Source organism: Lactococcus formosensis, from assembly GCF_018403745.1.
GTDB lineage: Bacteria > Bacillota > Bacilli > Lactobacillales > Streptococcaceae > Lactococcus > Lactococcus formosensis.
Window position 1 is genome coordinate 281928 of the sequence record NZ_BOVP01000003.1, and the last position, 14405, is coordinate 296332.

Genomic DNA, 14405 nt, shown 5'->3' on the forward strand with positions numbered 1-14405 from the left:
AATAACTAGATATAAAACGTGAATGGAATAAAGGTGAAGATAACAGTTAAGACTCTCAAAATGTCGAAATCAGACATCAAAATTAAGATTATTGCGCCCAAAAATATTTTAAAACCGACTTTATATATCAAATCTCGGAAAAACAAAGAGTTTTCTTTTACTGTACCTCCTTCTGATTCAAATAATTGTGAGTTAGTTTTCATTCTTCCATTAAGTAATATTTCTCCTTTCAATTTATATTATGATTTTTATTTGAAATATCAGAATGAATATGGTGACTATCAGTTTCAGAGAATTCGTAATAATTCAAAGCGACAACGCCAAGCGATAAATTTGTTACATTTGAAATATAAAACAGTAATAAATAATAGAAAAAAATATTTAATAACAGCATATTTTGCAGTTGGAGGATACTTATCTTTACAGATGCGAGAAACTGATGAGTATGATGCAATTAAGTACAAATTAAAAGAAATGGCTGCTTTGTTTTTAGTTCCCTTTGTTTACTGGTATTATAGGGATTCAAAAATTATATACGAAAAATTCTCTAATTATGCACGTGATAATTCCTTCTATTATTTTACGTATGTACAAAATAAAGGGAAAAACAAACTATTCTATATTATAAAAAAAGACTCACCAGATATACCAAACTTGTCTCAATTCAGAAAAAATATAGTTTATTTTATGAGTGTTAAACACATTCTTTTGATTATTGTTTCAAAATATTTTATTGCTTCAGAGTCTAAAGGGCATGCTTATGCATGGAGACACAATCAAAGTATTTCACGTTTTTTCTTGAATAAAAAGCCCTTTGTTTTTTTACAACATGGCGTTTTAGGATTAAAGAAAGTGGATAGAACTTTCTTCGCTAATAATAAACTAAACCATGCTGATTTATTTATTACCAGTTCAAATATTGAAAAAAAAATAGTTTTAGAATATTTAGGGTATGAAAAAAAACAGATTGCAATCACAGGATTAGCACGTTGGGATAATACGAATACTTTAATAAAGACAAAAAAAATATTTCTTATGCCAACGTGGCGTACACACTTGGAGCTTTTATCTCATGATGAATTTTTAAAAAGTGATTTCTATAAAGAGTATTATAATTTAATTCACTCTAAATTTTTAGAAAGTATCTTACATAAATATGACTATTCTTTACATTTTATGATGCATCCAAAGTTCATTCAATTTGAAAAGTACTTTACATCAAATAGTAGTCATATAAAAGTGTTATATCAAAATGAACATCCACTTGATAAAGAGTTACGGACTAGTGAATTAGTTATTACAGATTATAGTAGTATTATTTGGGATGCACTTTACTATGATATCCCTACGTTTTTATTCCAATTTGATCAAGAAGAGTATTTGAAGCTACAAGGGAGTTATTTAAATATGGAAGATGATTTATCAAAAATAGTGGTGCATAATGTAGAAGGGTTATTACAAAAAATAGAGTCATTCATTGTTGAAAAAAAAGCACCAGATATATTGAATTATCAAAAGAAATATTTTGCTTTTCAAGACTTTGAAAATTCTAAAAGAATTGATAAAGCAGTTAGACTTTGGGAAGATGAATTTCAATTTACACCTCTTTTAAAAATTTTATTGAAAGGGACTTTTAAATGATGGATAGGTTAAATAAATGAACAAAGAAAAAAGAATCCTTGTCGCAGGCACCTTTGACATTCTCCACGAAAGCCATATCGATATGTTACGTAATGCCAAGAATCTTGGTGATAAGCTGATCGTTATGCTTTCGACAGATGAATTCAATGCCCAAAAAGGAAAAAAAGCTTATCAGGAATATGCAACTCGTAAGTATATTTTGGAGTCCATCCGCTATGTGGACCTTGTGGTACCTGAGCAGTCTTGGGAGGACAAAGCACTTTATATCGATATGTTTGAGGTGGATATTTTTGCCATGGGCGATGATTGGAAAGGGAAATTTGACTTCTTGAAAGAACAGTTTCCTGATCTGAAAATCATGTATTTCCCACGTGGTAAAACTTCATCTTCAAGTATCAAACAAGATTTAGGGAAGATGTATATTTCTAATATTAAAGAATAAATGAACGATATAAAAAAGATTCTCTCAAAGTTAGGATTGGTCATTAATCCGCTCAAATTAATAAAACTATTGAAACAAGTTGATTATTTATTTAAGCATCGCCAAAATAATTACCCCAATGATCGAAAGTCAACCGACTTATATTTGAAAATTGATAGTAGTGTGTATATTTTTCAAGGTAAAAAATTTTCTAAAGTAGAAAATTTACCTGAGGTATGCAGTTTAATAACTTTAAGTGAAGAGTCTGTGACTAAAAGCTTAGCACTTTTAGGAAAAACTGAACAAACAGATATCAATTCTTTATTAAAAGCTTTAAGTAACGTAAAAAATGAAGATACTTTTCACAAAGTAATTGGTGAAATTTCAGAAGATTTTTCTACAAACTTATCAATGAGTCAGTTAGTTAAAACAGTAAGTAAAAAATTAATTTAGAATGTAAGGAAAGGGACAATATTGATTTTATTAGCGAGACTAAGACTATTTTTTATAAGAACAATAATGTACCCCTTTCTGTTTATCTTAGGTGTAGTTTTTAAGACAAATTCAAAGATTGTTTTGTTTACTTCTTTTAATGGTAAATCCTACTCGGATAATCCACGTTATTTGTTTGAATACATGAGAGATTCGGAAGAGTTTTCTGATTATCAATTCATCTGGGCTTTCAAAAAGAAGCAAGCAATAGCAGGAGCAAAAACGGTTAACTTTAACTCACTCCAATATTATTACTATCTTTCTAAAGCAAAATATTGGGTCTTTAATGCTAAAATGGCTCCTTATTATTATAAGAAGTCAGACCAAATCTACTTACAAACTTGGCATGGTGTCCCCCTGAAGCGGTTAGGTCACGATATTATTGATAATGGTTCAACTTACTATAGAAGTAAACAGAGTTACAAACAGATGGTGAGATCCTATGATAAGGACAGTAGACATTGGGATTACCTTGTTGCTTCTAGTCCTTTTTCCGCTCATGTATTTGAAACAGCATTTGCTTTTCCGCAGCAAAAAATGCTCAAGGTCGGCTATCCACGGGTTGATTGTTTGATACATCCAAATCCTGCTAGGGTTGAGGAATTAAAGAAGAAGTATCATTTGCCACTAAATAAAAAAATAATTCTTTATGCTCCAACATGGCGAGATAATTCTTATAGTAATACGGGCTATACTTTTGAATTAAAGGTCGATTTTTACAAGTGGAAAAGGGAACTTGGAGAAGACTATGTCGTTTTGTTCAAACCACACTACTTGATTTGTAGCACTTACCATATACCTCAGGATTTAAACAATTTTATCTTTTTCATGGATCCAAATCAGGATATTAATGATGCTTACTTAGTGAGCGATGCTCTGATTACTGACTATTCAAGTGTATTCTTTGATTATGCTCAACTGGGAAGACCTATTTATTTTTATATGTATGACCTTGCACATTATGCTGAAGAATTACGAGGTTTTTATCTCAAAGTGCCCGACGATTTACCTAATGATCCCGTAAAAACAGAAGAAGAACTCCTAAAAATGATTAAAGATGATTGTTTTGACTACCAAAGGCTGTATGCGTTTAACAAGAAGTTTAATCCGTGGAATGATGGCAGTGCTTTTGAAAAAATTATAAGCGAGGTTTGTAATGAAAATTAAATCCATTGTGTTAACCTTTATTTTAGCGCTTTTCTACCCGTTCACTTTTCTCTGTCGTGTGCATCAGAACCGGATTACTTTCATTTCGCTTGAGCATGAAAATCTGTCCAAGGATTTCAAAATTTTGCATGATGAATTGGTCGCAAATCAAGAGTACGAGATAAAAACCTTGCTCTTTAAATTTCAACCAACTTTCTGGGGCCAACTCCAATACGGATTAGCTTGCATTCAGCAACTTTTTGTCCTTCAAAGTTCTAAACTGGTGATTATTGATTATAACAACTTCGTCATTTCTAAATTTCCCCATCGTAAAGAGGTCAAAGTTCTTGAGATTTGGCACGCCACAGCAGCTCTAAAAAACTTTGGTAACTGTGTCCAACGAGATTACGAAATTAAAAACTATGATTATGCTATTGCTAACTCAGATTTTTATAAAAGAGTGTATGCACAAGCTTTTCAACTCCCAGAGTCTCACGTCATGGTTACAGGCATTCCTAATAATGATAAAATTTTCGATGAACATTTTGTCAAGGCAACTAAAGAGCAACTTCTTAGAAAGTACCCTGCTTTAGTAGGGAAAAAAGTCATCACTTATGCGCCAACATTTCGGGGACGGATTAGTACTTACTTTAAAGAGGTAAAACTTGATTTGGCACGTGTACATCAAGATTTAGGTGAAGATTACATTATCATCTACAAAGCACACCCGCTGATTTCGGGTTCTGCTTATGAGAGCAATCCTCATGTGCTCTTTATTGAAGAAGAGCACATCTCCTTAATCTTCTGTGTTACGGATGTACTGGTGACCGATTATTCGGCAATTGCGGTGGATTGGATGGTCTTTGACAAACCTATCGTTGCTTATGTTCCCGACTTTAAAAGTTATTCTAAAAAACCAGGCTTAACAATAGATTACCTACAAGAATTTCCTGGAGACGTTACTTTTAATGAAAATGAGCTCATTCAAGCACTCCAGACAACAGATAGAGCTTCCTACAAAAAAGAAAGAGCCACCTTTTTCCAGAAAACCTACAACTATCGAGATGGGAAAGCAACAGAACGTGTGCTTAGGTTGATTGAAGATCTTATGGCTGAAAAGGCAGTAGAGGAGAATATGGAGAGAGTTGAAATATGAAAATTAAGAAAAAACGAAATAAGTTAGGCTGGCTTATTACCTTCGTCCTTTTATTGATTGTAGGATGGGTTTCATTTATGTTTATTGGTCCTAAAAAGCAAGAAAATTCACATGATCAAGCTCAAAGTGTACAACGTACAGATCAAGAAGAAGGATACATTACATCTAATAGTTCGAAAGAAGCAGTTACGTCTTCTGAAAATATTGTCAAAGATACAGGGGAAGCTAGCACGATAAAACTAAACTCGAAAGAGGGAGGCGACAAGTTTACTGACCTTTCATCTGGTAGCTTTAAAATTTACAAAGCCAACAATGTTGAAGTATTAAAAACGGCAACTTCAATTGATGCTCCAGCTTTTACTTTGCAAGAAGTGATGCAAAAATATCCTGAGGCTTTAATCATGAATGCTTCTGGCTTTAATATGAGCACTATGCACATCACAGGGTTTCAGATGAACAATGGGAAACTTTTTAAGGATTGGGGTTCAGATAAGAGAGCTAACAATGCCTTTGTTATCAATAACGACGGCAGCAGTCAAATCTATGACTCTTCTGTCCCTGCCTCAACAATCATTGAAAATGGTGGGAAAATGAGTTTCAGTTTTGGCTCTGTATTAATTCGTGATGGTCAAATACAGAAAAATGATGGTTCAGTGAATTGGATGATTCACTCTTTCATAGCCAATGATGCACAAAATAATCTTTATCTTATTATCTCGGATACAAGTACAGGATACGATCAAATTATGGATAAGTTTAAAGAATTAGATTTAAAAAATGCAGTTGTTATGGATGGCGGCGGATCAAGTCAAATGGCCTTTAAAGGTGAAGTAGTATACCCGAGTCAGGATCAACGCTCAGTTAATGATTTTATCATTCTTAAATAAGGAGAGAGTTATGGAAAAAGAAACTTATAGACGGTCAGGTGGAAAGAAAGCTACTAAAAAAAAGAGTAAGTTTCCTAAAGTTATCGGCATTACTTTACTTGTCTTGATACTTGTTTTTACTGGCTTAGGAGTATTCTTCTATCAAAGTTCAAAAACAGCTATCAATAAGGCTAATACCTTGCATCTTGCAGAAGCTCGTCCGGTAAACTTAAAGAAAGGAGAAACATTTACGACTTTAATTCTTGGAACAGCTCGTGTAGATAATGAAAAAGTGCTTATGACTTCCAGTCTTACTTCTACAAATGCGAAGCTCAAAAAGACAAGTCTTATCAATGTTCAACCTCTTTTAGTTTTTCCAGATCAAACAACGCTCTATCAAAGTTATACTCAGGGTGGAGCAGAAGCAGTAAGCAAGAAGTTTAATGAAACCTTTGATACAGAAACTAATAAAGTAGTGGAAATCAACTTTGATAACATGGGGAAACTGGTCGAGGCTAGCGGGGGAATCGTTGTGCAAAATACAAAAGCTTTTGTATCCAAAGGCTTCAAATTTGAGCAAGGGTCTGTAGAGTTAAAAAAAGCAGATGAAGTTTCAGCTTATCTCAGCTTGCTTAACTCTAATGATCAGAAAGGCTATACAGATAGACTACAAGATGTGGCCATTGCTACATTTGAGAATTTGAAAAAACCTTCTGTTCTTGCGCGACACTCTTTAGCGATTCTGAAAAGCTTCCCTGAGGTTGTCAATACTAACATCAGTTTTCCAGATTTTATGAATATGGTTAAACACTATAATAAGGCGCTTAAGGTAAGTAAAATAAACGTTCATGCGACTAAAATTCCAGGAAATAAGACCCAACTTGTTACTCAAGAAACGCTAGATAAGGTCAAGAATAAATTTGAAAATACTTTAAAATAAAGACGGCATCAAGTCGTTTTTATTTATACTTTCATAAATAAAAAAATTGGTAAAAATTGAACTTTCCTATTGACAAGGAAATAAATTAGAGTTATAATGTGTATATACCAATTTGAAAAAGGAGACTCTCTCATGAAAGTTATCACAGTAAAAAACCAACTTGAAGGCGCAAAAATCGGCTTTGACTTACTCAAAGAAGCAATGGATAATGGAGCAAAAACACTTGGACTTGCTACAGGTTCAACTCCAGTAGAATTCTACAACCAAATCGTTAAATCAGATCTTGATTTTTCAGATATGACTTCAGTAAACTTGGACGAGTATGTTGGACTTGATGGTTCAGATGAACAATCTTACCGTTACTTTATGAGCAAACACCTTTTCAATGAAAAACCGTTCAAAGAAAACTTCTTGCCAAATGGTAAAGCAGCAGATTTGGAAGCAGAAACAAAAGCTTACGACCAAATCATCGCTGAACACCCAATTGATTTCCAAATCCTTGGAATTGGTCAAAATGGACATATCGGTTTCAACGAACCTGGAACTTCATTTGAAGAAACAACACACGTTGTCGATCTCCAAGAAAGCACAATTAAAGCAAATGCACGTTTCTTCGAAAATGAAGAGGATGTACCACGCCAAGCGATCTCTATGGGTATCGCTTCAATCATGGCAGCTAAATCAATCGTATTGATGGCTTATGGCGAATCAAAAGCAGAAGCAATTAAAGGAATGGTTGAAGGTGAAATCACTGAAGATATGCCAGCATCTATCTTGCAAAAACATGCTGATGTTGTTGTTATCGCAGATGAAGCGGCAGCAGCCTTGTTGAGCAAATAACATAAATAAAAAAGGTCCAGAATGCTGGATCTTTTTTTTATTTAAAGACGCGTGTTGCCTCAACAGCTTTTTTCCAGCCTTCATGAAGTGTTTGGCGTCGTTTTTCATCCATGTGGGGTTGAAAACTTTGCCCTTCTGTATAAGAGCTTTTTATTTCCTCTATGTCTTTCCAAAAACCGATAGCTAGACCAGCCAAGAAAGCAGCACCAAGAGCTGTAGTTTCAAGATCCTTGGCTTTTTGAACGGGAATATTAAGGATATCCGATTGGAACTGCATTAAATAGCTATTATTAGCTGCACCTCCGTCAACTTTCAATAATGGAATATCAATTCCGGAATCTTCTTGCATCGCATCAATAATATCCTTGACTTGATAAGCGATACCTTGCAAAGTAGCTTTGATAATATCGTTGTTACTGGTGCCTCGTGTAATACCAAAGATAGCCCCACGAGCATCCTGATCCCAGTACGGGGCTCCTAAACCAACAAAGGCAGGTACAACATAGATTTCGTCATTGTTGGTAGAGGCCAAAGCCGCTGCTTCAGATTCTTTACTGTTATCAATCATTTTCAGACTATCACGGAGCCATTGGACAGAAGAGCCAGCAACAAATACAGAACCTTCAAGGGCATAGGTAACTTGACCATTGATACTATAACCAATAGTGGTTAGAAGATTATTAGACAGTTGCGCTTCTTGGCCTGTATTCATAACTATGAAAGCCCCAGTACCATAAGTGCTTTTAATCATTCCGGGTTCAAAAGCCATTTGGCCAAATAAGGCCGCTTGTTGATCTCCAGCCATCCCTGCAATAGCTATTTCTGAGCCAAAGAAATGATAGGGTTTTGTCATGCCGTAACATTCAGAATTAGAGACGGGCTGGGGAAGCATTACTGATGGAATGTTCAAGAGGTCAAGGATATCTTGATCCCATTGAAGGTTATGTATGTTAAAAAGCATTGTCCTGCTTGCATTAGAATAGTCGGTTACATGTGCTTCACCATCGGTTAACTTCCAAACCAACCAACTATCAATAGTTCCAAAGAGCAGTTCGCCACGTTCAGCACGTTCCTGTGCACCCTCGACTTTATCTAAAATCCAGCGTATTTTAGTGGCTGAAAAGTAAGAGTCGATGACAAGTCCAGTTTTTTGGTGGATAAGTTCAGAATGACCTTCTTTTTTCAAAGCATCGGCTATGGCTGCCGATTGTCTAGACTGCCAGACGATTGCATTATAAATAGGCATACCTGTTTTTTTATCCCATACAACAGTTGTTTCACGCTGATTGGTAATACCAATCGCCCCGACTTCTGCAGGTTTAATCCCTGATTGGATAAGGGCTTCGGAGACAACAGATTGGACGGAATTCCAAATTTCGTTAGCATCATGCTCCACCCAGCCGGCTTGAGGAAAGTGCTGTTGCAACTCTTTTTGTGAACTGCCAACATGTTGTCCTTGCTTGTTAAAGATAATCGCGCGTGAACTTGTTGTCCCTTGGTCAATTGACATAATGTATTTTGCTTGCATGTAGAGCTCCTTGTATACTTCTCATTATCTTAATTATATCAGAAGTAGGAGAAGGGAGAAAGCTATATCTGCACTATAAAGAAAGTACCTACAATCGAATATTATGATTTTATATTTACACCTAAAACTGTCAAGTGACCATTGGAAATTAATTTAACGATAAGATGCGCAAAATCACTTGCTTTCATAGTACTTGGTGAAGAAACCCACCATTTGAGTGTGCCTGCCAAGATAGAAGTAATATAACTGATGACAAAATCACTCGGGACCAATACATCGTGCTCACGAATTTCCAACTTAGCAAAAAGCTCCGTATAACGTTCAGTTAATATCTCGATAAAACGATTGATAATCGTTTGGTCCTGTGATTTATCTATCACAATCTGTGCTACTTCTGGATTTTGACGTACAAAGTCGTAGAAGCGGGCTAACATCTTTTCAATATCATTGACATAAACATCAGTGCCGTCCACAGGATTTTGCTCGTCTAAAATTTTGATGAAATCCATAATAAAAGTGTCAATCAAACTGTCATAGAGATCTTGCTTGTCGGCATAATGGGCATAAAAAGTTGCACGATTAATCATTGCAGCATCAGCAATTTCTTGAATTGAAATTTTTTCAAATTTTTTATTTCTTAATAAAGAAAAGAAGGCTTGCGTAATCATTTTTCGTGTCCTTAAGACACGTAAATCATTTATTTTTGCCATATTAATACATTTCTCCTTTACTTGTAGGTTAAACAACAAAATGGTAGTATCTGTTGTTTATTATAGTCCTTTATGATAAAATCTACCGATTTAAGCTGTGTAAAAGACTTTTGACATAAACGACACACAACTTCTAAATGTTGCTTAAATGACATTATATTGTAACTTGACGGTTGAAAAATGAGGAATAAATGATAAAATAGACAATGAATAAGATAAGCAACAGCCTGTCAAATAGAGAAGGAAAAATAATATGAAAAGTTATAAGGCTGGAATTGATGTTGGTTCTACAACAGTAAAACTCGTTGTTTTTGATGAGGAATATCAGCTCCTCTTTAGTCGGTATGAGCGGCATTTTTCAGATGTAAAAATGGCCACGATAAAAGTATTAAAAGAATTATTGGCAGAACAAGGTGAGTGCACACTTACTCTGGCTATAACGGGTTCAGGCGGGATGGGACTTGCAGATGTTATTGATGTTCCTTTTATACAAGAAGTGATCGCAAGTTCGATTACAATCGAGAAATTTATCCCTGAAACAGATGTTATGATTGAACTTGGTGGTGAAGACGCCAAGATGACCTTTTTTGATGCAGGGACCCAAGAACTTCGCATGAATGGCACTTGTGCTGGTGGAACAGGAGCTTTTATTGACCAGATGGCGGCTTTACTTAAAGTAGATGCTGCGGGTGTCAATACATTAGCTAAAGACTATGAGAAAATATACCCCATTGCTAGCCGTTGTGGAGTTTTTGCCAAAACAGATGTTCAGCCCCTTCTCAATGAAGGAGTACGCAAAGAAGATATAGCCGCATCAATCTTTCAGGCCGTGGTGAATCAAACGATTGCTGGGTTAGCTTCGGGTCGTAAGATCACGGGGAAAATCGCTTTTCTCGGAGGGCCACTCTATTTCATGAGCGAATTGCGTAAGCGATTTATTGAAACATTGGACATATCAGAAGAGGATGTTATTTTTCCCGAAAATCCCCAACTTTTTGTGGCAATGGGTGCTGCTCTAGCTGAAGAAACCAGAACAAGTACGATTCGCACTTTAATAGACAACCTAGAAAATGATAAGAGTGACAGCTTGATTCCGCAGGATACTTTAGATCGTCTTTTTGAAAATGAACAAGAATTAACAGATTTTCGGGCACGTCATGCTAAGGCAAAAGCAAGCTATAAAAAGCTTTCTGAGCATCACGGCGCAGCCTTTTTAGGAATTGACGCAGGATCAACTACCACAAAAATTGTACTGATTGATGGTGAGGGGCATATTCTTTTTGACCACTATGGTTCAAATAATGGCGAACCTTTGGAGTCGGTCATTGCTGTCTTGAAAGAAGTCTATCGTTTACTGCCGGAAGATGTTTATATTGCTAAATCTACAGTGACAGGCTATGGTGAACACCTAATCAAAGCTGCACTCCGAGTTGATTACGGTGAAGTTGAGACGATGGCGCACTATAAGGCAGCGGATTATTTTAATCCTGGTGTCGACTTTATTTTAGATATTGGTGGCCAAGATATGAAAGCCATGCGGATCACTGACGGGGCTTTAAGCTCAATATCTTTAAACGAAGCGTGTTCTTCCGGATGTGGTTCTTTCATTGAGACCTTCGCTCATTCTTTGAAATATGATGTGCGTGATTTTGCCAAAATTGCTTTATTAGCAAAACACCCAGTAAATCTTGGTTCACGTTGTACAGTATTTATGAATTCAAAAGTGAAACAAGTGCAAAAAGAAGGGGCCACTGTAGGTGATATCTCTGCTGGTTTAAGTTATTCTGTAATCAAAAATGCTCTCTATAAAGTCATCAAAGTCAAACGTCCTGAAGAATTAGGAACAAAGATTGTTGTTCAAGGTGGGACTTTCTATAATGAAGCTGTACTTCGTGCTTTTGAAAAAATCTCCGAACGTGAAGTTGTTCGTCCTTCTATAGCAGGACTTATGGGCGCTTATGGCTGTGCTTTGATTTCTCTAGAACAGGAAGAGTTTGGGCAAAAATCAAGAATTCTGAACTTGCACGATTTGGAAGATTTCAGCACACAAAAAGAATTTATGGTTTGTGGCCTTTGCGAAAATCAGTGTAAAATGACGTTGACCGTCTTTAATGACGGCAGTAAGTTTGTTACAGGAAACCGCTGTGAGCGAGGCGCAGAAAAAGCAACACAAGTAAAAGTTGACAAACGTGATAAAAAGGTTAATCTTGTCGACTATAAATACAAGAAACTTTTCAAATACCGGAGCTTAACCAAGAAAAAACAGACCCGTGGAGAAATAGGGATTCCTCGTGTCCTAAACATGTATGAAAATTATCCGCTCTGGCATACCATGTTAACCGACTTAGGTTTCCGAGTAGTATTATCCCCTAAGTCTGATAAAGAACTTTTTGAGAAAGGAATTGAAACAATTCCTTCTGATACGGTTTGTTATCCTGCTAAACTCTCACATGGACACATTATGTCCTTGATTCAAAAGGATGTTCCAGCTATCTTTTATCCTTCTGTGCTTTATGAACAAAAAGAACAAGACCAAGCAGAAAATAATTATAACTGTCCGATTGTTCAGTCCTATCCCGAAGTGATTCGTAACAATATTGATGAAATTCGAGAAGGTAAAGTTAAATACCTTCATCCATTTATTAATCTAGCTAATCAGGAAGGTGTAGCTGTCAATATCCATAAAGCTTTGCTTGGACAGGGTTTCAAAGTGGATTTATCTGAAGTGAAAGCTGCGGTTTTCCACGGTTTTGAAGAGATGGAGAACTTCAAGCAAGATATTCGGGATAAGGCAGAAGAGTTGCTCATGCAGATTAATCTGAACAAGGAAAAAGCTATCGTTCTCTCAGGTCGTCCTTATCATTTAGATCCAGAGATTAATCATGGTATTGCTGATATTATTACGCAAGAAGGTTTTCATGTTTTAACAGAGGACAGTGTGGCGCATCTCGAAGAAGTTGCAGGGCTCCGTGTCGTCAATCAATGGGTTTACCACTCACGCCTATATGCCGCAGCGCAAGTAGTGTGTAAAAATAAAAATTTAGAATTAGTACAATTGAATTCATTTGGGTGTGGTTTGGATGCAGTGACAACGGACCAAGTGGAAGAGATTATGCGTAACCATAATAAACTCTATACAGTCCTTAAGATTGATGAAGGATCAAATATGGGAGCAGTGCGTATTCGTTTACGTTCTCTCAAGGCAGCAGTTGCAGAACGTAGTCGACATAACGTTGAAAAACATACCCCAATTAAAGAAATTGTCGAAACACATCCTGTATTTACAAAAGAGATGGCCAAAAAACATACATTGCTCATGCCAATGTTGTCGCCGATTCATCAAGAAGGATTACTTGAGAATGCTTTTGAAGCTTCAGGTTACAATGTGGTTGTGTTGCCAGAAACCCAAAGCTCAGTGAACAACGGGCTAAAATTTGTGAATAATGATTCTTGCTACCCTGCAATTATAACGATTGGTCAACTTATCGAAGCTCTCCAATCTGGAGAATATGATGTGGACAATACATCTGTTATGATGACACAAACAGGTGGAGGCTGTCGTGCAACCAACTATATTCCTTTACTCCGTAAGGCGCTTATCGATGCAGGTTTCCCACAAGTCCCAGTGGTGAGTTTATCTATGGGCAATCAAGGGACAGAAAAAGGCTTCAAGTTTACTGTGCCACTTTTGACTCGATTCATGATTGCTGTGCTTTATGGTGACTTGTTTGAGCGCGTAGTTTATCGAACACGTCCTTACGAAGCTGAAAAAGGTTCAGTCAATGCACTTCATGCTAAATGGTTAGAAAAAGCACAACATAATGTCAAATCTGCTTCGATTTTTGAATTCAACAAGAACATGAAACAGATAATCAAGGACTTTGATAATATTGAACTCCTTGATATTCAAAAACCTCGTGTGGGCGTTGTCGGTGAAATTCTGGTTAAATACAGCAAAACTGCTAATAATGATATTGTAAGCATTATTGAAGAAGAAGGTGCTGAAGCAGTAGTTCTCGATTTGATTGGCTTTATGAACTATTCTTTATACAACCAAATTTGGAAAACAGATGAGATTGGTTTTGCTAAGAAAAATAAATTGATGGCAAAAACGCTACTTTCTATTATTAATATGTTGGAAAAACCGATGGATAAAGCTTTACGTGCTTCTGACCGATTTGACGGTATTGAGTCCATTTATGAAATTGCGGCCAATACTGAAGGCATCGTTTCAGTGGGTAATCATACAGGTGAAGGGTGGTTCTTGACAGGGGAAATGATTGAGCTCTTGCAAAACGGGGTTCAAAATATCGTCTGCCTCCAACCTTTTGGTTGTCTTCCCAACCATATCGTGGGTAAGGGTATGTTGAAAGAGTTACGTCGCCAATACCCAGGAGCAAATATTAGCCCGATTGATTATGATCCAGGAGTTTCCGCGGTCAACCAGCTTAATCGTATTCGTTTGATGATGGCAACAGCTAAAAAAGCAATGAAAGAAAAAGTATCAGTTTAAAATAAATCTAAAAAAGAGCATCTTTACAAATGCTTTTTTTTGTACTTGATTTTAGTTGGAAATTTATATTCTTGACAATCCTATTTAAAAAAAGTATAATTCAATTTATATAAAAGTATAGTCTTTTATAATACAACATATATAATTAAGGG

11 protein-coding genes are annotated in these 14405 nt (G+C 36.0%); 9 read left to right on the forward strand and 2 right to left on the reverse strand.

The window, feature by feature from the left end:
• Positions 1 to 60 precede the first annotated feature (60 nt).
• The 8 genes from KJS37_RS04775 (at position 61) to nagB (ending at position 7502) form a co-directional block, all read left to right on the forward strand.
• The gene (locus KJS37_RS04775; RefSeq protein ID WP_213496111.1) at positions 61 to 1641 is read left to right on the forward strand and encodes a CDP-glycerol glycerophosphotransferase family protein; all 1581 of its coding nucleotides are present in this window, start codon (positions 61 to 63) and stop codon (positions 1639 to 1641) included.
• A 16-nt stretch (positions 1642 to 1657) separates the two neighbouring features.
• The gene (gene tagD / locus KJS37_RS04780) at positions 1658 to 2083 is read left to right on the forward strand and encodes a glycerol-3-phosphate cytidylyltransferase (protein WP_213496113.1); all 426 of its coding nucleotides are present in this window, start codon (positions 1658 to 1660) and stop codon (positions 2081 to 2083) included.
• The gene (locus KJS37_RS04785; RefSeq protein ID WP_213496114.1) at positions 2084 to 2515 is read left to right on the forward strand and encodes a hypothetical protein; all 432 of its coding nucleotides are present in this window, start codon (positions 2084 to 2086) and stop codon (positions 2513 to 2515) included.
• Positions 2516 to 2536: 21 nt separating this feature from the next.
• Positions 2537 to 3721 (forward strand): CDP-glycerol glycerophosphotransferase family protein, encoded by a 1185-nt coding sequence (locus tag KJS37_RS04790; protein ID WP_213496115.1) that lies wholly within the window; start codon positions 2537 to 2539, stop codon positions 3719 to 3721.
• Positions 3711 to 4856, forward strand: coding sequence for a CDP-glycerol glycerophosphotransferase family protein (locus KJS37_RS04795; protein ID WP_213496116.1), 1146 nt, complete (start codon positions 3711 to 3713; stop codon positions 4854 to 4856). Before KJS37_RS04790 ends, KJS37_RS04795 begins: the two co-directional genes overlap by 11 nt.
• Entirely contained in the window at positions 4853 to 5743 is an 891-nt protein-coding gene (locus KJS37_RS04800) for a phosphodiester glycosidase family protein (RefSeq protein ID WP_213496117.1), read from the forward strand. Before KJS37_RS04795 ends, KJS37_RS04800 begins: the two co-directional genes overlap by 4 nt.
• Before the next feature lie 10 nt (positions 5744 to 5753).
• Positions 5754 to 6662, forward strand: coding sequence for an LCP family glycopolymer transferase (locus KJS37_RS04805; protein WP_017369160.1), 909 nt, complete (start codon positions 5754 to 5756; stop codon positions 6660 to 6662).
• A gap of 132 nt (positions 6663 to 6794) precedes the next feature.
• The gene (gene nagB / locus KJS37_RS04810; RefSeq protein WP_004256319.1) at positions 6795 to 7502 is read left to right on the forward strand and encodes a glucosamine-6-phosphate deaminase; all 708 of its coding nucleotides are present in this window, start codon (positions 6795 to 6797) and stop codon (positions 7500 to 7502) included.
• Positions 7503 to 7539: 37 nt separating this feature from the next.
• Here nagB and glpK read toward each other — a convergent pair whose 3' ends face one another.
• Together glpK and KJS37_RS04820 are read right to left on the reverse strand one after the other, a co-directional pair.
• Entirely contained in the window at positions 7540 to 9030 is a 1491-nt protein-coding gene (gene glpK, locus KJS37_RS04815; RefSeq protein ID WP_213496118.1) for a glycerol kinase GlpK, read from the reverse strand.
• A gap of 101 nt (positions 9031 to 9131) precedes the next feature.
• Positions 9132 to 9740 (reverse strand): TetR/AcrR family transcriptional regulator, encoded by a 609-nt coding sequence (locus tag KJS37_RS04820; RefSeq protein WP_096368109.1) that lies wholly within the window; start codon positions 9738 to 9740, stop codon positions 9132 to 9134.
• Positions 9741 to 9993: 253 nt separating this feature from the next.
• Here KJS37_RS04820 and KJS37_RS04825 point away from each other — a divergent pair, with 253 nt between their 5' ends.
• Positions 9994 to 14253 (forward strand): 2-hydroxyacyl-CoA dehydratase, encoded by a 4260-nt coding sequence (locus KJS37_RS04825; RefSeq protein ID WP_213496119.1) that lies wholly within the window; start codon positions 9994 to 9996, stop codon positions 14251 to 14253.
• The last annotated feature ends 152 nt before the right edge of the window (positions 14254 to 14405 follow it).